Origin of the sequence: Promicromonospora alba, from assembly GCF_042654905.1 — a bacterium.
Taxonomy (GTDB): domain Bacteria; phylum Actinomycetota; class Actinomycetes; order Actinomycetales; family Cellulomonadaceae; genus Promicromonospora; species Promicromonospora alba.
Window position 1 is genome coordinate 40,955 of sequence record NZ_JBHSFI010000006.1, and the last position, 24,745, is coordinate 65,699.

At 69.5% G+C, this 24,745-nt stretch carries 21 protein-coding genes; 1 reads left to right on the plus strand and 20 read right to left on the minus strand.

Annotated elements, in window-relative coordinates; translation table 11 throughout:
• Positions 1–6: 6 nt before the first annotated feature.
• The 3 genes from ACFO6V_RS19775 to ACFO6V_RS19785 all read right to left on the minus strand — a co-directional run bounded on the left by ACFO6V_RS19775 (position 7) and on the right by ACFO6V_RS19785 (position 4,221).
• Positions 7–1,524 (minus strand): ABC transporter permease, encoded by a 1,518-nt coding sequence (locus ACFO6V_RS19775; RefSeq protein ID WP_377138298.1) that lies wholly within the window; start codon positions 1,522–1,524, stop codon positions 7–9.
• Positions 1,525–1,726: 202 nt separating this feature from the next.
• The gene (locus ACFO6V_RS19780) at positions 1,727–3,541 is read right to left on the minus strand and encodes an ABC transporter substrate-binding protein (protein WP_377138300.1); all 1,815 of its coding nucleotides are present in this window, start codon (positions 3,539–3,541) and stop codon (positions 1,727–1,729) included.
• Between the two features lie 236 nt (positions 3,542–3,777).
• A complete protein-coding gene (locus ACFO6V_RS19785) occupies positions 3,778–4,221 on the minus strand; it encodes a cold-shock protein (protein WP_377138303.1) in 444 nt (147 codons plus the stop codon).
• Positions 4,222–4,427: 206 nt separating this feature from the next.
• Here ACFO6V_RS19785 and ACFO6V_RS19790 point away from each other — a divergent pair, with 206 nt between their 5' ends.
• Positions 4,428–4,970: a GNAT family N-acetyltransferase gene (locus ACFO6V_RS19790; RefSeq protein WP_377138305.1), complete on the plus strand. Its 543-nt coding sequence runs from the start codon at positions 4,428–4,430 to the stop codon at positions 4,968–4,970.
• A gap of 10 nt (positions 4,971–4,980) precedes the next feature.
• Here the strand turns inward: ACFO6V_RS19790 and ACFO6V_RS19795 are convergent, their stop codons facing one another.
• From ACFO6V_RS19795 to ACFO6V_RS19875, 17 genes are all read right to left on the minus strand, one after another.
• Entirely contained in the window at positions 4,981–5,886 is a 906-nt protein-coding gene (locus ACFO6V_RS19795; protein WP_377138308.1) for a GNAT family N-acetyltransferase, read from the minus strand.
• Positions 5,879–7,093: an arginase family protein gene (locus ACFO6V_RS19800; RefSeq protein WP_377138310.1), complete on the minus strand. Its 1,215-nt coding sequence runs from the start codon at positions 7,091–7,093 to the stop codon at positions 5,879–5,881. Before ACFO6V_RS19800 ends, ACFO6V_RS19795 begins: the two co-directional genes overlap by 8 nt.
• Positions 7,090–8,802, minus strand: coding sequence for an ABC transporter ATP-binding protein (locus ACFO6V_RS19805; protein ID WP_377138313.1), 1,713 nt, complete (start codon positions 8,800–8,802; stop codon positions 7,090–7,092). The genes ACFO6V_RS19800 and ACFO6V_RS19805 overlap by 4 nt, the downstream gene beginning before the upstream one ends.
• Positions 8,803–8,843: 41 nt before the next feature.
• Positions 8,844–10,484, minus strand: coding sequence for an ABC transporter transmembrane domain-containing protein (locus tag ACFO6V_RS19810; RefSeq protein ID WP_377138315.1), 1,641 nt, complete (start codon positions 10,482–10,484; stop codon positions 8,844–8,846).
• On the minus strand, positions 10,481–11,959 hold the full coding sequence (locus ACFO6V_RS19815) for a hypothetical protein (protein WP_377138318.1): 1,479 nt from the start codon (positions 11,957–11,959) through the stop codon (positions 10,481–10,483). Before ACFO6V_RS19815 ends, ACFO6V_RS19810 begins: the two co-directional genes overlap by 4 nt.
• Positions 11,956–13,155: a diaminopimelate decarboxylase family protein gene (locus ACFO6V_RS19820; RefSeq protein ID WP_377138321.1), complete on the minus strand. Its 1,200-nt coding sequence runs from the start codon at positions 13,153–13,155 to the stop codon at positions 11,956–11,958. Before ACFO6V_RS19820 ends, ACFO6V_RS19815 begins: the two co-directional genes overlap by 4 nt.
• Positions 13,156–13,226: 71 nt before the next feature.
• On the minus strand, positions 13,227–13,397 hold the full coding sequence (locus ACFO6V_RS19825; protein ID WP_377138324.1) for a hypothetical protein: 171 nt from the start codon (positions 13,395–13,397) through the stop codon (positions 13,227–13,229).
• 61 nt (positions 13,398–13,458) lie between these two features.
• Positions 13,459–14,613 carry an aKG-HExxH-type peptide beta-hydroxylase gene (locus tag ACFO6V_RS19830; protein ID WP_377138326.1) on the minus strand — a complete coding sequence of 385 codons (1,155 nt, stop codon included), beginning with the start codon at positions 14,611–14,613 and terminating at the stop codon, positions 13,459–13,461.
• Positions 14,610–14,876, minus strand: a complete 267-nt coding sequence (locus tag ACFO6V_RS19835) for a hypothetical protein (RefSeq protein ID WP_377138328.1) — start codon at positions 14,874–14,876, stop codon at positions 14,610–14,612. Before ACFO6V_RS19835 ends, ACFO6V_RS19830 begins: the two co-directional genes overlap by 4 nt.
• Before the next feature lie 197 nt (positions 14,877–15,073).
• Positions 15,074–15,862 carry a GNAT family N-acetyltransferase gene (locus ACFO6V_RS19840; protein ID WP_377138330.1) on the minus strand — a complete coding sequence of 263 codons (789 nt, stop codon included), beginning with the start codon at positions 15,860–15,862 and terminating at the stop codon, positions 15,074–15,076.
• A gap of 101 nt (positions 15,863–15,963) precedes the next feature.
• The gene (locus tag ACFO6V_RS19845; protein ID WP_377138332.1) at positions 15,964–17,805 is read right to left on the minus strand and encodes a BCCT family transporter; all 1,842 of its coding nucleotides are present in this window, start codon (positions 17,803–17,805) and stop codon (positions 15,964–15,966) included.
• A 210-nt stretch (positions 17,806–18,015) separates the two neighbouring features.
• Positions 18,016–18,876 carry a carbohydrate ABC transporter permease gene (locus ACFO6V_RS19850; RefSeq protein ID WP_377138334.1) on the minus strand — a complete coding sequence of 287 codons (861 nt, stop codon included), beginning with the start codon at positions 18,874–18,876 and terminating at the stop codon, positions 18,016–18,018.
• Positions 18,866–19,771, minus strand: coding sequence for a carbohydrate ABC transporter permease (locus ACFO6V_RS19855; protein WP_377138337.1), 906 nt, complete (start codon positions 19,769–19,771; stop codon positions 18,866–18,868). The genes ACFO6V_RS19850 and ACFO6V_RS19855 overlap by 11 nt, the downstream gene beginning before the upstream one ends.
• A 2-nt stretch (positions 19,772–19,773) precedes the next feature.
• Positions 19,774–21,114, minus strand: coding sequence for an ABC transporter substrate-binding protein (locus tag ACFO6V_RS19860; RefSeq protein WP_377138340.1), 1,341 nt, complete (start codon positions 21,112–21,114; stop codon positions 19,774–19,776).
• Positions 21,115–21,183: 69 nt separating this feature from the next.
• Positions 21,184–22,806: an FAD-dependent oxidoreductase gene (locus ACFO6V_RS19865; RefSeq protein ID WP_377138342.1), complete on the minus strand. Its 1,623-nt coding sequence runs from the start codon at positions 22,804–22,806 to the stop codon at positions 21,184–21,186.
• On the minus strand, positions 22,803–23,936 hold the full coding sequence (locus ACFO6V_RS19870; RefSeq protein WP_377138345.1) for a LacI family DNA-binding transcriptional regulator: 1,134 nt from the start codon (positions 23,934–23,936) through the stop codon (positions 22,803–22,805). Before ACFO6V_RS19870 ends, ACFO6V_RS19865 begins: the two co-directional genes overlap by 4 nt.
• 226 nt (positions 23,937–24,162) lie before the next feature.
• Positions 24,163–24,537, minus strand: coding sequence for a VOC family protein (locus ACFO6V_RS19875; protein WP_377138348.1), 375 nt, complete (start codon positions 24,535–24,537; stop codon positions 24,163–24,165).
• Between the last annotated feature and the right edge of the window lie 208 nt (positions 24,538–24,745).

A 24,745-nucleotide genomic window follows, 5' to 3' on the forward strand; every position in this document is an offset into this window, starting at 1 on the left:
CCGCGCTCAGCGCCGGATCCGAGGGTCGAGGGCCGCGTACGCGATGTCTGCCACCAGGTTCATCAGCACGGCGGCGATGCCCGTGACGAGGAAGAACGCCATGACCGGTGCTGGGTCCACGGCTGCCAGGCCGTCCTGGAACAGGGCGCCCATGCCCTTCCAGCCGAACACCTGCTCGGTGATGATCGCGCCGCCGATGAGGCCCGCGAAGTCGAAGGCGATGATCGTCGTGATCGGGATCAGCGCGTTGCGGAACGCGTGCTTGACGATGACCTCGCGCTCGGACAGACCCTTCGACCGGGCGGTACGCACGTAGTCCTGGTTCAGCGTCTCGAGCATCGAGGACCGCGTGTACCGGGAGTGCGTGGCCACGGAGACCAGGGTGAGCAGGATCGTCGGCAGGAGGATCTGCGTGCCGACGTCGAGCGTCCGCTCCCAGAACTCGCCGGTGAAGTTCGGCGTCTGCGACCCGATGGTCGAGATCGGACGCGACTTGAGGCTCAGGAAGCTGGCCCAGTGCGAGATGAGGATGTCCGCCACGACCATGATGCTGGTGATGGTGCCCGTGATGCCGGTGACCAGCATCGCCTGCTTGCGGGCGTAACCGCCCCAGGCGGCGCCGATCGCCACCGAGACCACCAGGGTGACCACGAACAGGCCGATGAGCAGCGGCCAGGACGGGGCCCGCAGCAGCGGGGCGAGCGCGAGGTAGGCGATCACGCCGACGACGGCGGTGGTGAGCGCCGCATAGAGCGCCCGCCGGTTGCGGAGCCCGGCGACCAGCGCCGTGACGAGCACGCCCGCGGCGGCCGAGACGAGCAGCACACCGCCGACACCGAACATCGGGTTGCGCCACCAGTCGAGCGCGTTGAAGACGAAGAGCAGCACCGTGACGAACGCGAACACCGTCGCGGCCGTGATCAGCCGGCGCTTCCTGGTCCCGCCGAGCACTGCCTGGATCAGGAACGCCGCCACGATCGCGGCGATCACTATGGTCCATGGCGCGTACTGCCCCACTGCCATCCAGTTGTTGTACTGGATCGCCGCGTACTCCTTCAGCAGGGTCGCGGCCCAGAACACCGGCAGCGAGAAGAAGAGGAACGCGCTGAACGTCACCGTGTAGTCGAGGCCGGAGTACTGACGGATCGCCGTGAGGATCCCGAGCGCGATGCCGACGACTATGGCGAGCAGCGTGGCCAGGGTGACGAGCCGCAGCGTCGAGGACGCCGCCTGCTGGGTAAGGCCCAGCACGTCGACGCCGTTGACGTTGACGCCGAGGTCACAGTTGCCGGTGAAGCAGCCGCTGACACCCTTGAGCCAGTCCCAGTACCTCTCCCAGCTTGAATCGTCGAGCCGCATGCGTTCGGTGCGCTCGGCCATGAGCGCGTCGCGGTTCGGGTCGTTGGACTCACGCAGGTCCTTGAGGGGGTCACCAGAGTTGATGGTGAGCATGAACATGAGCAATGAGGCGCCGAGCAGGACGAGCGCCGAGACGCTGATGCGCCGGAGGATGAACTTGAGCACGGGTTGGCCCTTCGAGGCGGACGCAGCACGGCGTCTGCTGGGGAAAGCGATCAGCGTGTCACTATAGGACACCGGTTGAAAAGTGCCGTCATCGCACCAGGTCAGGCCCGGAAATTATCCGGCGGTACTCCTTACCGGCAGCGGACAGCCCTGCGGGGAAGGGAACAGGCGTTCCCTTCCCCGCAGGTATGTCAGGCTCGCGTCAGGAGGCGGCGCGTGCCCACTGGTCTGCGTTCCACAGCACGCCGGTCTGGGCGGCCGAGTTGTGCACGTTCTCCAGGTTGGCGTTGCTGGCGATCACACCGGGGTGCGCGAACAGCGGGATACCGAAGAGCGTGTCCCAGAGCTGCTTCTCGATGATCGGCAGCTGCGCCGCGTGCACCTCTTCGTCGACGGACGATGCGAGCGTCTTCCACGCCTCGTCGACGATCGGGTCGGAGTACCCGCCGTAGTTCTGCGTGCCGGGCGTCGAGTAGATGTTCTCGCCCGAGGCGATCTGGCCCGAACCGGCCCAGGCGAACAGCGCTACCTCGTAGTCACCGTTCGGCAGGGACTTGTCGAAGAAGTCCGGCGCGGCGGAGTCGACGATCTCGAAGCCGACCTGGTCGCACGAGGACTTGATGGCCTCGACCTCAGCGGCACGGCGCGGGTTCGGTGCGGCGTAGCCGATGCGGACCTTCTCGCCCTGCTTGAGGCCGGCGGCCTCGAACTTCTCCTTGGCGGCGTCGAGGTCGACCTCGTCGTACTGGCCGCCGTAGGTCTCCGAGACCAGCTCGTCGTAGCTGTCCTGGAACGGGAAGACCTCGCGGGCGTTCATGACCACGGCGTCGGGGGCGATCGGCTTGATCAGGTCGTCCACGATCTTCTGGCGCGGCACGCAGAGCGCGAACGCCTCACGCGCCTCAAGGCTGTCGGCGAAGATGCCGGACTTGAAGTTGAAGTCGAGGTGCTCCCAGGTCAGGGTCTGGTTGGTGTCGACGTTGATGGTGTCACCGAGCTGCTCGAGCTGCGTCGTCGTGTCGACCGTCGGGCCGCTCGGCTGGATCACGTCGAGGTCGCCGTTGGCCAGCGCCTGGATCTGCGCGTCAGCGCCGATGAAGCGGAACGTGAGCTCCTTCGTGGCGGCCGGCGTGGCCCAGTACTCGGAGTTCGCCTCGAGGGTGATGTACTGCCCGCTCTCCCAGCCGTTGGCCTTGAAGTCGTACGGGCCGGTGACGGGGGCGAGCGCCGGGTCCGGGACCTCGCCCGGCTGCGTGGACCAGCCCTTGTTCCAGAACTCGGCGGCCTTCTTCAGGACCGGCAGGTCGAGCTCCTCGATGGCGGTGACGAGCTCCTCGGTGGAGACGCCGATCTGCTCGGCGACGACGTGCGCCGGGAGCGGCGGGTAGGCCTGGATCTTCCAGTCGGCGTACACGCGCTCGTAGTCGTACGTGAAGGTCTTGGCGTCAGCGGAGTCCGCCTGCGGGCCCTCGGGCACGTAGTCACCGAACGTCAGGCCGTCGATGTGGTTGAAGAGGGCCTTCTCCGTCGCGTCCTTCGTCACCTTGCCGTCTTCGGTGATCGCCCGGGCCGCCCAGTCGAGCGCGTAGTCCGCATAGGTGACCGGCGTGCCGTCCGACCATGCAGCCTCGTCGTTGAGGGTGTACTGGACCTGCAGCGGGTCCTCGGAGATGGCCTCGTAGGTGCCGTAGGCCTCGTCGGTGCAGATCGTGCCGTCGGTGCCGAAGTACCAGAAGTTGCTGAACAGCTGGCCGTCGACCGCGCTGTTGTACACGGAGTAGGTCTCAGGGGTCAGCCCGTTGTAGCTGAGGAACTCGTCCTCGATCGACATCTTGATCTCGCCGTCGGCGGTCTCGATGTCGCCGAGGTCGGGCTTGCACGTCACGTCGGCAGCCGGGGCCGCAGTGGACTCGCCGTCCGCCGGATTGTCGCCGCCCGCCGGGCTGGTGCACGCAGAGAACAGCAACGCGCTCGTGGCGGTCACCGCCACAGCGGCGCTCAGTCGCCTGATCTTCAATGTTCCTCCTCAAGGGGATGCCGGTATCGGACTTCCTGGCGGCGCGCCGCAGCGCGCGCCGGGGGTGAGACGTCCGTCACCGTCATGGTTTCCGCTCACGCTACTCACGCGATGGGAGGGTTTGCCCTACTTCACCGTTTGCCGGACTTGATCGTTACCGACCTGATATCGCCCCGTAGCGGTACCGTCTCCGCGCATCAGAGCAGGAAACAGGGCGTTAACACCCCGAAGCGGAATCAGACCCAGCCGTGCGAGCGCGCCACAGCGACGAAGGCACCCCGGGTGGCGAGGACCTGCTCGGCAGTGAGGGTCGGCACCCCCGCGAGGAGAACTTCGGTGACCTCGACGGCGAGCTCCCGCTCGGACGGCGCCTCGCCGTCGGCCCGGGAGGCGGCGTCGGGCAGCGGCGGGAGGAATGCCGGGGCGGGCGCGACCTGGGTTATCGCGGAGACGGTGGATGTCGCCAGCGCCGGGGCGGGCGCGACCAGGGTGACGGTCGAGGCCTTCAGGCCCCGGTCGCCGTCCTCCACCGCGAAGTCCACCACTGCGCCGACCGCGAGGTGGCGCTTGTCGAACTCGAGATCGTTGACGTGGATGAACACGTCGTCGCCGCCCGTGTCCGGCGCCACGAACCCGTAGCCGCGAACCTCATCGAACCTGATGACCTTGCCTTGAACCACGACACACACTCCGCCTCGTAAGAATCCCTGCACGCCCGAGTCTAGGACGCTTGTCCAACTCGGGCTGTCAAACGCATGCCGTGTCGGCCAGGTTCCGGCACGAGCGGGTGAATCAGGACGGCGAGGTCGCGGCCTACCTGGCCACCGTGCTCCCCCGCGACGGCCTTCCCGCGACGAGACCCGCTCGCCGGCGTTAGCGTGCCGACATGACGATCCGCACCCTGGAGACCTCGGAGGTGCTGCGGCGCTCGGACGAGATCGCCGGCATCTTCCAGCGGGCGTTCGGCTACCCCGACGAACGCCGCGACCACTTCCGGGACACCCGGCTCGCCTACCTCCCGCTGTACGACGGAGCGCTGACCCTCGGGGCGTTCGAGGGCGCCGACCTCGTGGGGTTCGTGTACGGGTTCGACTACCAGCCCGAGCACTGGTGGCCGCAGCAGGTGGGCCCGGCGCTGGTGCGGGCGGGCCATGCGGCCTGGACGGAGGACGCGTTCGAGCTCAACGAGCTCGAGATCCTGCCGGAGCACCAGGGCCGAGGGCTCGGGACGGCGCTGCTGCGCGGGCTGTTCGACCGGATCCCCCACCGGCACACCCTGCTGTCCACGACCGCCGACCCCGCCGACCGCGCCAAGGTGCTCTACGGCCGGCTCGGATTCGTCGACCTGGTACCCGGGTTCCGGTACGCAGGCGTCACCGAGCCGGCCAACATCATGGGCCGACGGCGGCCGCCGCACACCGCGCCCTGAACAGCGCCCGTCAGAGGCTCGCCACGATCAGGCTGTGCCTCGCCCACGAGTACTTCTGCACGAAGCCCAGCTCACGATAGGACACCGCCATGGGGCCTCCGCGAGTACCTACGCTCAACGACACGAACCCGTTGGCACGAGCGGTACTCCGCAGGGTGTCGACAAGGTACCGGCCCACCTCCGGCTCGGGATCGGCGACACAGACGGACTCCAGCCACAGGTCTTCCGGCTCGTCCGGCCAGACCAGGACGATCGCGAACCCTGACACCTTTCCTGCGTCGTCGGTCACCAGGCGCGACAGGTCGGTGCGTAGGTGGCCGGTACGGCGCCAGCGATCGGCGACCGTCATACCGTCCGGCGTGCCGGCCAGCCCGGTATACGTGGCCGCGTAGAGCTTCCCGAGGTCATCGATCTCGTCCGCGGCTATCGCACGTGCCCGGAGCGCGCGCGGCAGAGGACGCACCGTGTCCTCGGTCCGGCGAGCAGACACTCCGCACGTCAGCTCGTCGAAGCGCTCGGCCTCAAAACCTCGTACCTCGAGAAGCCGGTCGAGGTGCGGACTCGTGGAGTCGACCCAGACCTCGACGAGCCCCGCGGCCGTGACGGCTCCGACCTGGTCGAGCATCGCGTCGACGAGCAGGCCGCCCAGTCCGCGCCGTTCGTATCCGTCGAACACCCCGCCGAGGGTGGTGACAAGAGTCGGCCGCCCTGGCTCCGGCTGGACGAAGAGCCGGCAGGCGCCGGCAAGCCGGCCGTCCTGCCGCGCCAGAACGACCTCGCCCCGTGCCGCGGCGCGCTCGAGGTCGGCGAAGAAACGCGTCCCGTCGGCGACGTAGTCGGCGTGAAACGCCCCGTCGGCGTGGAGGGTCCTCAGCTCGGCGACATCGGCGGGGGTCGCCACCAGCACATCAGGCATCTCGCGTCCTTCTCTGGAGCGCTGCGTGGACGGTCCGGAGGAGCAGGTCGCACGCGGACACGACGGGCCCGTCCCCTCCGTCCGGGAGGAGTTCCACGACGTCGACGCCTACGACGTCCAGCCTGCTCACGAGATCCGCCAGCAGCCTTGCCGCCTCGCGATGCGTCCACCCTCCTGGCAGGAGCGTCCCTGTGGACGGCATCACGGCAGGGTCCAGGACGTCGACATCGATCGTGACGTGCCAGCGGAGCCTGGGCGGCAGCGCCGCCACGATCTCGTCGACGTCGCAGGACAGTGCTGACTCGCCGGGCCACCGGAGGAGCTTGGGGTCTGCCTGAGGCGCGTGCGCGGTCAGCTGGCGCTGACCTAGCTGAGCGACGCACGCGACGTGCGGGTTCGCGACCACCCAGCCAAGAAAGTTCCCGTGGTGCACGTGCTCCCGGGAGTCCTGGCGCGGCTCCGCGTAGTCATGGTGCGCGTCGATGTGCAGCACGCCGACCGGACCGCCGGAGCCGCACAACGCGTCGACGACACGCAGCGTCAGCGAATGGTCTCCGCCAAGGACCACAGGCAGAGCTCCCGACGTCGCGACCACGCCGACCGTGCTCTCCAACATGTTGAGCATGCTCCGACCGCCGTCCGAAGCCGTGCTCGTGGCAAGGTCCCCCAGGTCGACGACCCGCATCCCCTCGAGCAGCCGGCTTCCCGTCCGCGGATCGAGAGCTCCCGCGGACCATCCATCGGCATCGGTAGCAAGCAGTGCGGGACTGACTCGGCGCAGGGCTCCGGGGCCGAAGCGCGCGCCTGGCCGATAGGTCACCTTGGCATCGAGAGGGACACCTACGACGACGACATCCGCGTTCGTCCTGGACGCCTCCGAGAGCGTGACGACGGGTGCCCCGAACAGCCCGCGCTGCCTGGTGACTCCGCTTCCCGCGAGTACGTCCACGAGGATCTCCTGCTCCACCAGGCTTGCCAACGCCTCCTCCAGGCCGCCCCCGGCCGCCCCTGCCGACCGGCCGAGGTCGGCCAGCACCTCGGATGCCGCCGCCGGTACCGCGAACTGCTGGACCAGCCGGTATGCCGAGCGCGACAACGTCGCTCTCCGGCCGGTGGCCGGCCATTCCAGGACCACCACATCATCGGCGGTGCCGAAGATCCGTGACAGGAGCGGATTGACGACCAACCGCGTGCTCGCTGCCGTCACGGTCCCTGCAGCTCTGTCGTCAACGCCCGATCTTCCGCACGGGCAGCCCAGAGCGACACATACGGTCCTGATCCCCGCAGAAGCTCGGCGTGGCTGCCGTCCTGGACCACCGCCCCCTCGGCCATCACCAGAACTCGGTCGGCGTGCTGCGCCGTGGCAAGGTCGTGCGCGATCTGGACGACCGTCCTTGATCCGCGTCCGGACGCCAGGGCACCCCGGAGGGCCTCCCCTGCTTCCGCGGACAAGGCAGCGGTCACCTCGTCCAGAACCAGCACACGCGGGGCGAGGAGCAGAACACGAGCCAGGGCCACCTGACGCGTCTGCTCGGGTGTCAGCGCGTGCCCGTCAGCCCCGAGCTCGGTCGCCAGCCCCTCGTCGAGCTCACCGACCCATCCCGCCGCGCCCACGCCCTCGAGGGCCTCGAGGATCTCAGCGTCGTTCGCAGCGGGTGCGGCGAGGGCCAGGTTCTCGCGCAGGGTGCAGTCGAACACGTGGTCCTCCTGCGAGACCATCGCGATCGACCGGGGAAGTCCTTCGCCGTGGGCCTCGGTCGGGATCCCCCCGATCCTGACGACGCCCTCCTCCGGGTCGAGCAGGCCGGCCATGAGCATGGCGAGCGTGGTCTTTCCCGCGCCGGAAGCACCGACGATCGCAATGTGCTGTCCCGCTGGGACCCGGAAGCTCACGTCGTCAAGGACTCGCCCCTTGCCCGGGTACGCGAAGGCGACCCCCGCGACCTCGACGGATCCGTCCGCGGCCTGCTCACGCGTCAGGCGCCGCGAGGGACGGGGGCGAACCCCGAGGATGCGCGCGAGGGCGACCTGAGCCGACTGCACCTCACCGAACCAGTAGATGAGGTCATCGAGCGGGGTAAGGATCAGCTGCATGTAGAGCGCGAGCGCGGCCACCTCTCCGATCGAGGCGCCGCCGTTCGCGACCAGGATCGAGCCAAGGACCAGCACCGCCAGGAGCGGCAGGTGATAGCCCACCTGCACGGCGGGAAACCACCACGAGTCCAGGCGCACCGGCTCGAGCTGCGCCTCACGAGCGGCCCGTGCGCTCGCCGTCATGACCCGACGGCGACGGTCGCGCAGGTTGAGTGTCGTCACGATGTCGGCGGCACGGACGGTCTCGGAGATCTCGGTGGTCGTGTGGGCGACAGCCGAGAGCTCGCGGGCCGCGGCGGCCGGCGCCTGCCGCACGTAACGTCGTGTGGCCAGGAAGATCCACGGCAAGCCCACCAGCGACGCGAGCGCCAGGACCGGGTTGATGAGGAAGGCCGCGACGATCGTGAGTGTCGTCGACAGGATGCCCACAACGGTCTCGGGCAGGCCGATCCGCACTACATCGTGCACAGCGTCCATGTCGGAGGTCGAGCGACTCAGGATCTCTCCGGAGGCTACGCCCTCGATGTCCTGGTGCGGCTGGTCCAGCAGCGCGCGGACATAGTCCTCTCTCAGCCCGGCAAAGATCCGCTCCCCCAGCACGAAGGCCGCCCTGGCCGCGAGGTACCCGACGGTCGCGTTGCCGACCAGGGCCGCCAGGATCAGGGCCACCTGCAGACCGAGCTGTGTCAACGAGCCGTCGACCAGGCCGTCGACCACCCGCCCGAGCAGGTAGGCAGGCAACAGCCCGAGGCTCGTCGCGAGTATCTGTACGAGGCAGATGAGCCCGAGCCGCCACCTGTGCGTCGCCAACAGGCGTCGCACGTGGGAAGCCACCTCGGGTCGAGTCGCAACCGGTAGCTCCGTCATGTACTGGCTCCGCTCTTGTCCGGCTCGTCCCAGACGTCCGCAACCGCGCCGACAGCCTGACTCCTTGTCACGACCGCAGTCGTCCTTCCTTGCCGGTTGGCCCTCAAGCGGCGAGCGACCTCGCTCTCCGTCATCGCGTCCAGGGCTGTCAACGGGTCCTCGAGGACCAGGTAGTCCGGGGCCGCGACCAGGCTCCGCGCCAGGGCGATCCGTTGTCGCTGCCCACCTGAGAGGGACCTTCCGTCCGCCTGGACCTCATGGTCGAGGCCGTTCGGAAGCCGGTCGACGACGTCCTCGGCGCCTGCGACGCGCAGCGCCTCCCAGATCTCCGCATCCGTCGCGGTCCCGTGGGGGTCGACGACGTCCCGGATCGTTCCCGGCAGGAGTGTCGCTCGGCTCGGCTGAAGTCTGAGCGTCTTCCGAAGGGCACCGTGGGACAACCGGTCCAGGCGGTGCCCGCCGATCTCGACCTCGTCGAGCGCCTCGAGACCTCCGAGGCGGGCTGCCGTCGCCGAACCAGGGCGAACACGGGAGAGCTTGCCCTCCCGCACGACGGTCCCGGTTCCGAGGTCCACGAGGTCCCCGCCGATCACGAGGTCCGCGTCGTCAGGCTCCGGTTCGCCGGTGCTCACCTCGTTCACGGAGCCGTTGTCCGTGCCCGTGCCCGTGCCCGTGCCCGTGCCCAGGATCTCCTGGAGCCGTGTTGCGGCGGCCGCGCCGCTCGCACGGGAGCCGACGTAAGCGACGAAGGCCTCGATCGGCGCGACCAGGTACAGGGAAGCCGCGTAGAACATCACGAGCGCCGGCGGATCCAGGTCCCCGCTCAGCGTCATGGACCCGCCGAGCCAGACGAGGAGCGCCATGAGCACACCCGGAAGCAGGATGCCGAGCGAGAGCAACATCGCCTGGATGCTGGCCACCCGCACTCCTGCTTGCTCGGCCGCCGCCGACCGCTGCGCGAAGCGACTGACAAAGGCCTGTCCCCCGCCGACCCCACGCAGGACCCGCAGGCCCAGGCCGAGGTCGGCGCACATCGAGCTCAGCACGCCCGACAGCTCTCGGTGTTCGTCCTCTCGCGACTCCAGGGGCGCCGATATCCGTCCCGTCACGAACATCAGCACCGGGACTGCCGCTATGACGACCGCGGCAAGCACGGGAGATGCGGCGAACAGGTAGATCGCGACGACCACGAAGGAGACCAAGGAGGCGATCACCCTGATCCGGCGCGTCGCCACCTCTGCGACTCGGCCGATATCCGAACCGACAGCGGTCGCCATGTCACCCGGGCTGATCGCCGCGGCGACGCTCCGAGCGTTCTCGGCGACATGGTCGGCGAGGCGCAGACGGAGGTCCAGGACGATGTCGATCCGGAGCCTGGCCGCGGCGACGTACTGGGTCACGTTCAGCGCGATCGAGGCAGCCAGCGTCGCAGACGCAAGGACGAGATCGGGCGTGGGCAGCCCGTCGCTCCCAGCCCCCAGGCCGCCGAGAATCCGGCCGATCCAGAACGGCACGAGTGCGTCCGCGACGGCGCCCACCATCGCAACGAGGAAGAGCACCGTCACCCGGCCACGCCGCGGCCCCAGGACCACGGCGAGCAGGCGACGCAGGCCGTCTCGCGATGCCGATCGGTTCATCGCAGAGGCACAGGGGTCAGCGCACCGTAACGGCGGCGCAGCGATTTCATTGAGTCCATTCCTCCGATGTCTTGCAGGACTTCGATCAGGCCTTCGAGTGATGGGCCGGCACGCGAGCCCGCGGCAACCTTGAACAGTCCCGTTCCGCTGTCCGCTCGGGGGAGGATCGTCTCGAACCTGGTGTGCCGGAATCCGAAGCTGGAGCCGTGCACCGCCACAAGGCCCCGCTCACGTATCGCCTCTCGGATCACCGCCAGTACCAGCCCGTGATCAGCGACCGCGTCGCCGCCTTCGATCCGCCCGATGACGAACGGGGCGTGACGTACCGTGCCGCTGACTCCGAGACTCGGGTGCACGACCTCCCTGAACAGCCCCTTTGTCGACGCGAGTATCTCAGCGACCCGGGCGTTGTTCGCCATGACCTGCCCCGCATGGATCCTCGTCCAGGCCTCGGTGAGCAAGAACGGCGCGTCCAGCGCGGCCAGCGAGGAGACCGACAGCCCTGCCCCCAAGGTGCCCCGCATCAACCGGAGCGTTGTCCCCAGCTGCTCGGGCGACGGCGTACCCGGGGCACCCTGGTCGTGCGCGAAGACGTCGATGACCCCGAGGTTCGCCACCTCGAGTCCCTGCTGGTCGAGCTTCAGCCCGGAACGCACCTCGATGACCATCGGAGCCCCCGGCCCGCGGCCGAGAGCGGCGAGCACCTTTGCCGTCGGCCAGGCGGCCGAGCTCAGCGTCGTGTCGATGACGACGATGCGGGGGCGTCGCCTCCGCTCGGACCAGGTACGCAGCAACGCCTGGACGTCGATCGGTCGCAGGCCCCAGTCGTACCGGACCGGCTCGAGGACCAGCACCTCCGGGACCCCTGCCGCACCCGCTCCGGCGTCTGACCAGCTCGACTGATCATCCCCGAGCCACGTCACCTGCAGCACCGGCGAGCTGAGGTACTCCAGCAAGGTAGTGGTCTCGAAGTACGACCCGGCGAACCCGATCCGGAGGGGACGGTCAGGCGTCGGCTGCAGCATGTGACCAAGAGACGTGAGGACCAGGTGCAACGCCGCCATGGCCGACCTGGTCGCGACGGTAGTGCTCGTCCAGCCTGTGTCCGCCAGACCGACGCGCGCAGCCAGACGCCTCTCGAGCGCCTCGGCCGGAACGCTGCGCTCGTAGGCGTGATGGAGCGGTTCTCCGTTCGGCATCAGACGGTCGCTCTGGGAGTCCGGTGACCGCATGTGCTCGACGTCGAACCAGTGTCCGCGCCGGAGCAGCGCACGCCGGATCTTGTCCGCCTGGCCGTCCAGACGATTCTCGATCTCACGCGGGGACAGCGATCGAGGAATTCGTCCGAGCTCGCGGCGCAGCTCGGACCAGTCCTCGCGGTCTTTCCATCCCTGCTGCTCAGCCTGCTCGGCGAACGAGACCAACAGGTCGTGCTCGGTCTCCAGGGCGGCCGACCGTTCGAGCGGAAGAGTCACGTGAGCTTCCTCAGCCCTTCCCCCGTGTGCAGGAACTCCGAGGGGACGGGGAGCCTGTTGAAGCGACGCGCGTTCGTCATGGTGTACGCGCCGGAGGCCGACATGAGCAGCCGGTCCCCGACCCGGCACTCCGGCAGGTCGAAGGTTCGCCGCTGTACCAGCAGGCTCGTCCCGAAGAAGTCGTTCTCGTACAGGGTGTTTCCCGCGATGAGCGTCGGGCGGGGCGCACCTTCCCGCCGGTGCGGGTCGACATGAAGCACGTTCGGGATGTGCCAGGGCGCGTAGTTCCACGCTGAGGCATCGACCGTCACGATGTCCGCCTCGAACTCGGGATGAGAGTGCTCGACGGCCAGTGCCTCGACGACGAGGTAACCGTGCGCCCCCAGGATCCCTCCGCCCGGTTCGAACTGGAGCCTCATCGGTCGGCCGGTCTCCGCGCGCCACTGGACGAGGAGCTCGTCGAGCTGCGACATCGCGGCCACGGCACGAGAACGGCTCGCGTACAAGCTGTAGAACCCGCCGCCCATGTCGATGCACGTCACGTCCGGGAGGTGGCTGGCCAGCGCGAGCAGGTACCTGGCCTTGTACACGAGGTGCTCGGGAGTCATCTGGCCCGTGTGCGTGTGCAACCGCGTCAGGCGTCCGCGCGCTCGTGTCACGAGTGCGTGGAACTCGGGATCCGTCGGGAGCACTCCGAACCGGCTGCCTGCTCCGAAGGTGGTGGCGCCGTCCTCGATCGACGGCGGGAGCGGAACCCGGACCCGGACCCCGAAGTCATGATCCGGCCAGCTCTGCCACAGAGCTCGGAGCTGGTCGAGCGAGTTGGCGTCAAGGGTCACGCCGTGCGCTTCCAGCAGAGGGACGTCGTCGACCGTGAACGCCGGCCCCGTCGCGGTGATCTCCGAGAACCCCGCCTCGACCGCCAGCTCGAGCTCACCCGTCGAGGCGACGTCGGCTCCGAGCCCCCGGGCTGCCAGCTCCCGCAGCAGGCCCGGTGTGTGACAGGCCTTGAGCGCCAGGTTGAGCTGCGCGCCCCCGATCCCGCTCACGTCTTCCTGGATGATCTTGATCGAACGTGCGAGGTTCAGCAGGTCATAGACGATGCTCGGGCTGGGCACGCTGGCCAGGTCGGCGACCAGACGCTCGGACGGGGGCGCCACCATCGGCTCCACGGACAGCACACGTTCCTGAGTCATCGCATCCACTTCGTCGTGCGTACGGGCTACCAGCGGATGGTGCCGCGGCCCGTAGGCCGCGGCACCGCCACTCAGCCCTTGCCCGACGGGCGGGTCATCGCCGTCGCGGCGAGGTCCGTACGGATCTCCCGGACTCCGTCGGTGATGTCGATGTCGACCGGGCTACCGGCCCCGTCGACCTCGAAGTTGTCGCCGGCAAAGATCTCCGCCAGCTGGCTCTCGAGCTGCGCAATGGAACTCATGACAGTCCTCCCCTTGTAAACAGGTGTCGTTCGCTGGCCCGCGACAGATGTCGCAGACTTCTCAGACCGTCTCGGGCATATGCCTGTCGTAGACGGCACCCCTGCGAGAACTGAGCTGCTCCCCGGGGTAGATCTCGAATTCACCTAGCCGCGCGACGAGCGCGGAGAGCCACTGGATCAGTCGTCTGCCGTCAGCTCCCAGCTCCGCCTGGATGTCTTCCGCCTGGCTGGGAAGGTCGAAGTGCGCCGCGCGAGCCCAGGAGACCGACAGCAGCTCGACAGCGGCCTCGGCCTCCTCGCCGTCCTTGGCACACGCCAGCATGCCGAGATGCAGGAGGGCCTGGTGGCTGTACACGTGGAAGGCGGCAAACGTGCGGTCAGCGCTGAAATGCCGTGGGAGCGGTGTGCCGGGTCGCCCCCACGGGACCGTGATCTTCGCGCTGAGGTCGTCGTCGTAGTCGGCTCGGAAGAGAGAACGAGCGATACCGATGTCGTTCAGCTTCTGGTGGAGGCACTCGTGCTGCATCATCTCCGCGCCTTCGACCGGATCGTCGAACGTCTTCCGGTTGACGAACACGAACAGCGGCGTCGCGGCGCTGTAGCCGCTGACGAGAGGCCCGTCGAACAGGGCAAGGGCGGGGACCGCGGCAAGGACGTCTGCCGTCAGCCGGGGAACCGCTCTACGCATCAGGCCGAGTCCCACGTCGAAGGTCTCGCGTTCCTCCGGCGTCGGGTCGACCGGCACGACCGCCGAGCCGTCCTTGTGCTGGGCCATACCGTCGTTGAACGTGGTGATGATCCGGTCCGCCAAGGGGTCCGCGACCCAGGCCGACATGAACGTCGGCTCGCCCTCCGCGGTCCAGGCCGCGGCATCCGCCTGCGCGTCCGGCGATCCGGCCAGCTGATGAAGAGGCGTGTAGGCGGCGATCTCCTCGGCAGCAGCCGCCTTGTCACCCGCGAAGACAGAGCTGAGTGCACGATCGATCATCGAGCGTCGAAGGCTCTCGACGTGCGGAACCGGGTGTGGGGCGATCTGGTCACCGTCGATGCCGAGCACCGAGGCGAGCATCCGAGCGCTGCCCGCGTAGTAGACCGCCGCCGTCGCCGCGATCGCGGCACCGTCGCCGAACATCCCGGTCGTGGCCACGGTCTCGAGCTCATCGGCCAGCCGACGCGCTCTGGTCTGCAGGGACAGATCGGCTGACACGGAACTCATGCGGCCCCCTCACCGATCGTGACCAGGCCACGCTCCTCAAGGGTCCGCAGCCGTGCACGAGCCACGGTCCGAGCGTCCCTGAGTCCCTGCGCCACCCCTGCGACACGGTCCTCGATCTGCGTGATCGGAGAACCGTCGCACAGTTCGAGGACGTACCAGGTCAGCCGGTCGAGCACGCTGATCCCCGGCGGCTCGGTCGCGAACACGAACGCTGCCGACCCGTCCGCAAAGGGTTCGAGCTCCCAGCCGGAGGTCCTGCGCACAGCAATGCCCACGCTGTCGTCTTCATCTGAACCGCTACCCACCACTCAACGCCTCCCGGTCCGGACGCTTCGCGCCCACCGTGGATTCGGCGGGCGCGCTCAACGTAACCGCACCATGGACGTTCCTCCACTAAAAGGGCGAAATACGTCCTCTAGCCTTATGGAACGGCAACAGGCGAACCACGATCAGGTAAGGGTCAGCGCTCCCAGGCGTAAGGCGTCGTCGTGGAGACCTTGACGAAGCCGTAGCGCTCGAGGATCGGGCGCGAGTACTCGGTCGAGTCGCTGTGGATCAAGGTCTTGCCCAGCGCGAGGGCAGAGCGAGCACGGGCCGCCGTCAGCGCGCGGTAGATGCCGCGCCCCCGCCACTCGGGCCGGGTGCTGCCGCCCCAGATTCCCGCGACCTCGGTGTCCGCCACCGGCTCCAGCCGGCCGGCGGTGACGATCTGCCCGTCGGCCTCCGCGACCCACAGCTCCATGCCGTCGCCCAGCGCCTGCCTGCGCAGGATCGCGTTCGCTGTCTCGTCGGACACGGGGGCGCCGAACACCTCGTCCTGCATGGCGCACATCGCGCGGACGTCGGGCTCCTCGGTGACCTGGCGCAGGGTGACGCCGTCGGGCAGCGGGACGTCCGCCGCGAGCGCTGCCGCCTCGCCGATCATGATCGACTCCGGGTCCTCCGGGACGAACCCGTGCTCGAGCAGCGCGTCGTGCAGGCCCGGGGCGTGGTCGTGGCCGCGGGTCTTCCACTCGACCTTCGTGATGCCGCCGTCGGCGCGGAAGTGGGCGATGGCGTCGGCGACGAGCTTGCGCACCTCGGGCTCGTCGGCCCCGCCGAGATCGCGGTAGGTGACGAAACCACGTCCGCCCAGGAAGGTCACGAGGCGCAGCGGTCCCAGGCGGGTCACCGAGATGGCGCTGGGCGTCTCGGCGTCGGTACGGAGCTGCTCGTCGTACGCCTGGAGCAAGCGGGAGGTGTCGGTCATGGGCCCACAGTCGTGTGCCGGGGCCGTCCGGGGCAACGGATTAAGTGTCAGACACCCAGGTCACCGGAGTGACCTGGGTGTCTGACAACGGGTGGTGCGGGTCAGTCCTTCGCGACCACGCCGCCCTCGGTCACAGCCGGCACTCCGTTCTCCGGGGTGATCGGGGTGTCGTCCGGGTCCGCCTCGGCGGGGGACGCGGAGGTAGCGAGCTCGAACGGCTCGCCGTCGTGCTTCTCGACGCCGGTGTCCACGGTCTCGGCCAGCACCTGGACCGCCAGCTCCCGCTTGAGGACCAGCGGGTCGCGCGAGAGGTCCTTCCACAGGGCGACGCAGAGCACGAGCATCACCACGACGAACGGCAGCGCCGAGACGATGGTGATGTTCTTCAGCCCGTTCAGGGCGCTCGCCGGGTCGTCACCGCCTGCCAGCAGCATCGCGGCGGCCACCGCACCGGTGCTCACGCCCCAGAACACCACCGACCTGCGGCTGGGGTGCTCGGCGCCGTTCTCGGAGAGGCCGCCCATGATGATCGACGCGGAGTCGGCACCGGTGACGAAGAAGATGGCGACGAGCACCACCGCCAGCCCCATCAGGGCCAGCCCCACCCAGCCGGGCACCGGCAGGGCGCCGAGCGTCTGGAACAGGATGAGGTCGAAGTTGATGTCGGCCCCGGCCTCGCCGATGGCGGCGAGCGCCGAGCCGGCGTCCTGTGCCTGCTCGGCCCGCTCCTGCAGGCCGATGGCGCCGCCGCCGAAGACCGCGAACCACAGGGTCGAGACGATGGACGGCACGAGCAGCACGCCGACGACGAACTGGCGCACCGTGCGGCCGCGCGAGATGCGCGCGATGAACGGGCCGACGAACGGCGTCCAGGACACCCACCAGGCCCAGTAGAAGATCGTCCAGGTGCCCATCCAGTCGGACAGGGACTGGTCGCCGGAGGCCGCGGTACGCGAGGCCATCTCGGGCAGGTTGCCGACGAACGCGCCGAGCGACGCGGGCAGCACGTTCAGGATGAAGAGCGTGGGGCCACCGATGAAGACGATGATCGCGAGCACCAGCGCGAGCCACATGTTGGCGTTGGACAGCCACTGGATGCCGCGCTCGATGCCGGAGACGGCCGAGAGGACGAACAGCGCTGTCAGGATCGCGATGACGACCACGAGCGTCGCGGTGCCGACCGTCCCGAGGAAGCCGGAGTGCTGCAGGCCGCCGCCGATCTGCAGGGCGCCGAGGCCCAGCGAGCAGGCGGAGCCGAACAGCGTCGCGAGGATCGCGAGGATGTTGATGACCCGGCCGCCGACCCCGTTGACCGCCTTGCGGCCGAACAGCGACGTGAACATCGAGCTGAACAGCTGGGCGCGGCCCAGGCGGTAGGTGCCGTAGGCCATGCCGAGGCCGACGATCGCGTACATGGCCCACGGGTACAGGGTCCAGTGGAACAGCGTGGTGCCCATCGCGGTGGCCGCGGCCTCCGGGGTGGAGCCCTCGACGGTGCCGGGCGGCGGAGCCATGTAGAAGTACAGGGGCTCGCCCACGCCGTAGAACATGAGGCCGATGCCCATCCCGGTCGCGAACATCATCGCGATCCAGGAGGAGGTCTTGTACTGCGGCTTCTCGCCGTCCTGGCCCAGGGTGATCTTGCCGAACCGGCCCCCCGCGACGACGAGCACGAAGATGGTGAAGACGGTGGCGGCGATCACGAACAGCCAGCCGAAGTTCTGCAGCACCCCGGCGAGGGCGGCGTCCGCCACCGTGCCGAGGCTGTCGGGGCTCGCGAAGCCCCAGACGATGAAGGCGACGGCGATCAGGCCCGCGACGCCGAAGACGACCTTGTCGATGCCGACACGCTGCTCGGCGGGACCGCGCCCCGCGCGCTCGACCCGGCGAGCGGCGCGTTGGACCTGACCCAGCAGGGACTTTGTGGATTCTGAAGTACTCATCACAGCGGCTCCCCTCCCGCCCGGTCTACCGGGCCGTCACACCGGGGCGCCAGAACTCCTTTACATATGACGCGGCGAATACAGAGCGCTTCACGCTAGCACCACATCGAAATTTCACCCCCGCCACGGGTGGGCGCCAGGGGGCGCATCCGGCGCTCCCTCCTTCAAAGATCGCTCCGGAACCACGCGTCGGCCACCCGGGCCGGGTGCTCAGCCCTTGAGCCCGCTGTGCGCCAGCCCCTGGACGAACTGCTTCTGCGCCACGAGGAACACGGCGAGGACGGGCAGCACGGTGAGCGTCGTCGCGGCGAGCTGGACGTTCCACATGGGGCCGCCGTACGCGTCGACGTACTGCGTCAGGGCCTGCGGCAGCGTGAAGCTCTCCTTGCTGGACAGGTAGACGATGGGCTCCAGGTAGAGGTTCCAGGACTTGAGGAACGTGAAGATCGCGACGGCGCCGAGGGCCGACCGCGCCAGCGGCAGGGCGATGCGCCAGAAGATCCCCCACCGCCCGAGCCCGTCGATCCGGCCCGCCTCCTCGAGCTCGGTCGGGAGCGCCAGGAAGAACTGCCGCATGATGAACACGGCGAGGACCGCCGGTGCCCCGAGGACCGGGATGACGATCAGCGGCCAGTGCGTGTTGATCAGCCCGAGGGTGTTGACGATCCGGAACAGCGGGACGATCGTCACCTCGGACGGTACGAGCAGACCGACGAGCACCAGCACGAACAGGGCGTTCGCCCCCGGGAACCGGATGCGCGCGAACGCGTAGCCGGCCATCGCGGCCACGAGCATCGTGCCGATGGTGACCAGCGCCGCGATGTACAGGGAGTTCCAGTACTGCTGCGCGAACGGCTGCAGCGTGAACACCTTGCCGTAGGCGTCCAGCGACGGGTCCTGCGGCCAGATCGTCGGCACGCGGCGCAGGATCTCGCTCATCGGCTTGAGACTGGACGTCGCCATCCACCAGGTGGGGAAGACGAACGGCACGCTCAGCACGGTCAGCAGCACCACGAGCAGCCACCGGGTCCAGCGCCGGCGGAGTCGGGCGGGCAGCACTTCAGACTTCATGGAAGACCCACCTCTTGCGCGACTGCCACTGCAGGAGCGTCAGTACGAGGACGATGACGAACAGGAGCACCGCGATGGCGCTGGCGTACCCGAACTCGTTGAACTGGAAGGCCTGCTGGTACAGGTAGTAGACGAGCACCGTGGTCGAGTTGCCGGGACCGCCGCCCGTCAGCACGTCGATCTGCGCGAAGACCTCCAGCGAGCCGACGATGGTGATGATCGAGACGAGCAGGATCGTCGGGCTGATCAGCGGCAGCGTGATCGACCGGAACCGGCGCCACGCGCCGGCGCCGTCCAGCCGGGCCGCCTCCTGCAGCTCCTCGGGCACGCCCTGCAGCGCCGCGAGGAACAGGATCATGTTGAGCCCGACGTTCTTGAACACCTGGACGACGATCACGGACACCATCGCCGTCGTCGGGTGGCGCAGCCAGTTCGGGCCGTCGATGCCGAGCAGCGCCAGGAACCCGTTGATGCCGCCGTCGGCCTGCAGCAGGAAGCTCCAGACGATCGTCCACGCGACCAGCGACACGACGACCGGCGAGAAGAAGAACGTCCGGAACGTGGTGGTGCCGGGCAGGCGCTGGTTGAGCAGGACGGCGAGCAGCAGGGCCAGCACGATGTTCAGCACGACGAGCCCCACCGAGAACCACAGGCTCGCCAGGAGCGCGTCGGTGAGCCCGCCGTCCGCGGCCATGCGCTCGTAGTTCTCGGTGCCGACGAACGTGAACGTGTTCGCCAGGACGTTCCACTCGTGCAGGGAGTACCAGACCACCATGCACAGCGGGAGGACGACGAACGCGAGCGCCCCGAGGACCACTGGCGCCACCATGGCGTACCCGACGAGCCAGTCCCGGCGTACCGCCGCTGAGACACTTCCCGCGGACAGAGCTGCCACCGTCACTCCTCCAGCAGCGGCGCGACGGCCGCGCAGGTGTCGGTGAGGACCGCCTCGACGTCGGCATCCGCCGTCCACAGCGCGTCGAGCTCCGCGCGCACGGTGCCCGACAGCTTGGCGAAGTTCTTGTGCGCGGGCTTGGTCACCGCGTCCTCGACGCCCTCCACGACCACCGCCTGCAGCTGCTCGGCGCTCAGGTTCGGGTTGGCCTCGGCGAGTCCCTCCGCGTCGAGCAGGGACGCGCGGGGCGGCGGGAAGTAGGCGCTGAGCTTCGCGGCGTTCTCGGGATTGGTGAAGTGGGCGAGGAAGTCAGCGGCGACGTCGGGGTGCTCGCCGGCGGCGAAGACGCCGACCCCAGCCTGGCCGATGACGTTCTGCTGGCCCGCCGGGCCGGCGGGCAGCGGCACGACGTCCCACTCGAACGAGCCGTCGAGCGACGAGGCCCGGCTGATCTGGGTGATCGTCATCGCGGCGTCGCCGGCGAAGAAGTCGGCGGTGGTGCCCGGGCCCGGCATGGCGCCGTCCTCGAAGGCGGCGTCGTGGATCCAGGTCATGGCGTCGACCATCTCCGGCTCGGCGAAGGTGCACTGCGTGCCGTCCGCGCTCCACGGGGCCGCGCCCCAGCCGGACCAGACGGTGGCGAGGTTCTCCCACGCCTGGTACTCGAAGTCCCGCACGACCAGGCCCTGCTTGCCCGAGTCCTCGGCCGTGGCGGCGGCGATGTCCCGCGCGGCGTCGAAGGTCCACTCGCCGGACTCGACGAGCTCTGCCGGGTCGGGCTGCCCCGACGCGGCGATCTGGTCGGTGTTGACGAACATCGCGAACGGGCTGTTGGAGAAGGGGTAGGCGTACAGGCCGTCGCCGTCCTCCCACAGCTCCAGGGCGCTCGGCACCATGTCGTCCAGCGCGTAGCCCTCGGTGGAATCCAGCAGCGGGCGCAGGTCGACGAGCGCCCCGCTGGAGACGAACTCGGGGGCGTTGCTCTCGAAGACCCAGGCCAGGTCAGGGGCGTTGCCCCCGGCGAGCTGGGTGGTCAGGGCGGTCGTGTAGTCCTCGAACGGGATGGTCTCGAACGTCACGCCGGAGACCAGGTCCGGGTTCTGGGCGACGTAGTCGTCGGCGATGCTCTGGAAGAGCTCGAGCTGCGCCTCGTCGGCGGTCCATACGGTCATCCGCAGGTCGACGGGCTCGGTCGGAGCCTCGGGCTCCCCTACCGGCGCGTCGGTTCCGCCGCCGCAGGCGGTGAGGGCGAGTGCCGCGCTCATGGCGGTCGCGGCGACGGCGGCCCGACGGCGCGGCCGGGCCCCTCGGTTCGGGCGGCGGGGGGTGTGCTGTGCAGACATCAGTTCTCCTTTGGACTGATCCGCGACGAGGTGTCGCTGGGCGTGTCAGTACGGGATGTCGCTGGGGTGTCAGTACGGGTGGGCGCCGTCCGGCCAGCGCAGCTCGACCCCGGCCGCCACCAGCTCGGCCTGGTAGTCGGCGAGCAGGTCGGGCTTGGCCTGGACCGCGTGGGGGGTGCGTCCGGTGGCGAGGCAGTGCGCGGCCAGGTGGCCGGCGGCCTCGCCCACGTTCCACTCGACGGGGTGCAGGCGGTAGCACCCGTTGGTGATGTGTGTGGTGCCGATGTTCTTGTTGCCCGCGAGCAGGTTCGTCGTGCGCCGCGGGAGCAGGGCGCCGAGCGGGATCTCGAACGGCGTCGACGGCACGTCGATGTAGGTGTCGCCGCCCGTGGAGGGGTGCAGGTCGATTCGGTACATGCCCACGCCGACCGAGTCGTCGTACCGGGTGGCGCCCCGGGCGCCGCGGACGGCGTAGGAGACGTCGTTCTCCGTAACCGTCGTGACCGCCTGGATCCGGCGGGACTCGCGGTGGTACGCGGCCTGGGCGAGCCCGTCCGGGTTGCCCATGACGTCGGGGCGGAGCCGCAGGCCGGGGAACCCGGTGCCGCCGTCGGGCCGTGGAGCCTCGGTCTGCATCCAGTAGAGCATCGACAGGCTGAGCTGCCGGGCGTCGGCGATCCGGGCCTCCTCGACGTCGCGGGGCACGTCGAGAACGTGGCCGAGGAAGTAGTCGATGCTCGGCCAGTTCACCAGGCACAGGTCGCCCGCGTAGAAGCCCGGCTCGTGGAGGTCGCGCGCGGCGATGCGCCGGAACAGCCACAGGTTCTCGTCGCCGGCGTTCTTCGACTGGTCCGCGTCGACCGCCAGCGGGTCGTCGCCGGGGTTCGGCGTGAACGACCGCCGCTCCAGCGCGAGGGTGCGCGGGTTGGGCGCGGTCCACGAGAGCAGCCGCTCGCCGCCCCAGGCGCCGGGCGCGTACGAACGCCAGAAGTCGTAGCGGTCCGGCTTGTCGATGGTGTGGTCACCGTCCGCGTGCTCGACGACGAAACACACGCTGAACGCCTGGACGTTGTCCGGCTGGGCCTCGTCCGGGGCGCTCGGCTCGCCGGTATCGCGTGCCGACTCGAACCCCGTGACGTACTCCGTGCCGGTCAGCGGCAGCAGCTCACCGGTCTCGGTCGCGTCGATCGTGTAGGCGGCGCTCACCGTCACCTCCGGACCGCCGACGACGGAGGCGAGCGTCACCGACGTCACCCGGTCGCCGTCCGTCGTTGCGGCCGTCGGGCGCACCCGCTCCAGGAGCGTGATCCGGCCGGCGGAGCGGTAGGGCGCGAGCATCTCCTCGAGCACGCCGACGGCGACCCGGGGCTCGTGGCACAGCTTCGAGACCCACCCGGCGCCCGGGTTGAGCTCCGGCCAGGCCCGCGCGGCGGCGGTCAGGGGGTAGCGACGGCGGTAGACGTCGCGGATCCCGTCGCGCAGCGCCCGGTAGCGCGCGGTCACGCCGAACCGCTCGACCCAGGGGTGCTCGTCGGGCGGCACCGCCTGCGAGGTCAGCTGCCCTCCGATCCACCGGTGCTCCTCGGTGAGGACGACGCGAGCGCCACGGTCGGCGGCCGCGAGCGCCGCGGCGATACCGCCGAGGCCCGCGCCCACCACGAGCACGTCGGTCTGCAGGTCTTGATGGGTCACGCGGGGTCCGTCCTGTCGTCGGTCGCTGGTTCGTCGTTGCCTGGTTCGTCGGTCGCTGGTTCGTCGGTGCGGGCCGGTGCGGCGGTGCCGCCCTCCACGTCGGGGCACACGAGGATCTGGTGGAGCTCGGCCTCGGTCAGCGCCGAGGTGCGGCCCGTCTCGCGGTCCCGCTTGGGGCTGTCGTCGGAGACCAGGCGGGAGAGCAGGTACAGCGCCCGGGCGCCCATCTCCTCGCGGGGGACGGAGAAGCCCGACCAGTTCCTGCCGCCGCGGCGGGGATGGTGCGGCTGTCCGAGCAGCAGCACCGACACGTCGTCCGGCACCTGCTTGCCGCGGCGTTCGAGCTCGTCGGCGAGCTCCTCCGGATGGTTCTCGGGGGCGACGACGACGGCGGTGAAGCGCTGGTCGACGATCTCGGCGGCGGTGGCGGCGACGTCGTCGAGCTCGACGAACCGGGTGGTGAGCCCGTGCGCCTTCATGGCGCTGCGGTACCCGTCGACCCGGTCTAGCGTCGGCTGGTCGGTGCCGCGCATGCCCACGTAGCCGATGCGCCGGTGGCCGAGGGCGACGAGGCGCTCGACCTGCCGGACGGTTCCTCCGACGTAGTCGGCGCCCACGTAGGGCAGCCGGCCGCCGTCGCTGCCGCGCTTGCCGATGAAGACGAAGGGGTAGTTGGTGTCGAGGAGGTGCTGCAGCTCCCCGCGGTGCTCGTGCTGCCCGAGCAGCAGGCAGCCGTCGGCCACGCCGAGCCGCTGCCAGCCGTCGCGGGTGAGCCTGCGGCGCCCGTCCGTGACGGGTGCGCTGGTGAACAGCAGCAGGTCGACGCCGAGCCGCTCGGCGGCGTGCTCGATCCCGACGAGGAACGGGCCGTAGAAGTCGCGGCTGGCCCGGGGGAAGGTCGCCTCGTAGGTGAAGACGCCGAGGATCTGGGCGAGCCCACCCGCGAGGCGCTGGGCGGCGGGGTTCGCGGTGTAGCCCGTGATGCGGATGGCGTCCAGGACGCGCTGGCGGGTCTCCTCGCTGATGCGTACGCCGGTCGGCGTGCTGCCGTTGAGCACGAACGAGACGGTGGCCTGGCTGACGCCGGCCATCGCGGCGACGTCCGTCTGGGTGATGCGGCGACGTGGCACGGCTCCTCCTTGAACCCAGCTCCGACCCGGCGGCTGACTTCAGGAGTCTCACCGTCCGCGGAGCGGACGGTCAATCTGATGATGCGCATTATTAGCAGTTGCCGGGCGCGGGCCAGGCGCTGCGGAATGGGCGGTCCGCACCGTCGAGCAGGGCCGGATGGCGCGCATTATCAAAGGAGAAGGCGGTCTGCCCTCGGCGGGCCCGGTGGTGCGGGCGCGGGGTCGGTCAGTGGAGGTTGAGGCAGAACGGGTGGCCCGCCGGGTCGGCGTAGACCCGCCAGTTGGCCCCTGGGCGTAGCTGGTCGGTGCGCTCCAGCACCGTCGCGCCCAGCTCCAGCACGCGCCGCTCGTCCGCCTCGAGGTCGTCGACGTCGAAGTCGAGGTGCATCTGCTGCGGCAACTCCTGCCCGGGCCACTGCGGCGGCCGGTAGCCCTCCACCCGCTGGAAGGCCAGCGGAGTGCCGTCGAACCCGCGCAGCTCCACCCAGTCCGGGTCCGCCGCGTCGACCTCGACCTGCCCGCCCAGCAGCTCGGCGTAGAACTCGGCGAGGCGGACCGGGTCCGGGCAGTCGATCGCGACGGCCTGCAGCTTGCGGATCATCTCTGGTTGCCCCTCGCCCTCGGTGCGTGTGCCGGTCCCATGCCCTGCGATGCCCAACCTATCGGCGGCCGGAACATGTAGGTTGTACACGACCGCGACACCGTCGAAGGAGGTGAGACCCATGAACGCAGGACCGATCTGGGTGCTCCCCCTTCCGCGAGGATCGGGCGACTGACGTAGGCGTCGCCGGGAGTGCCCCCAAGCTGGG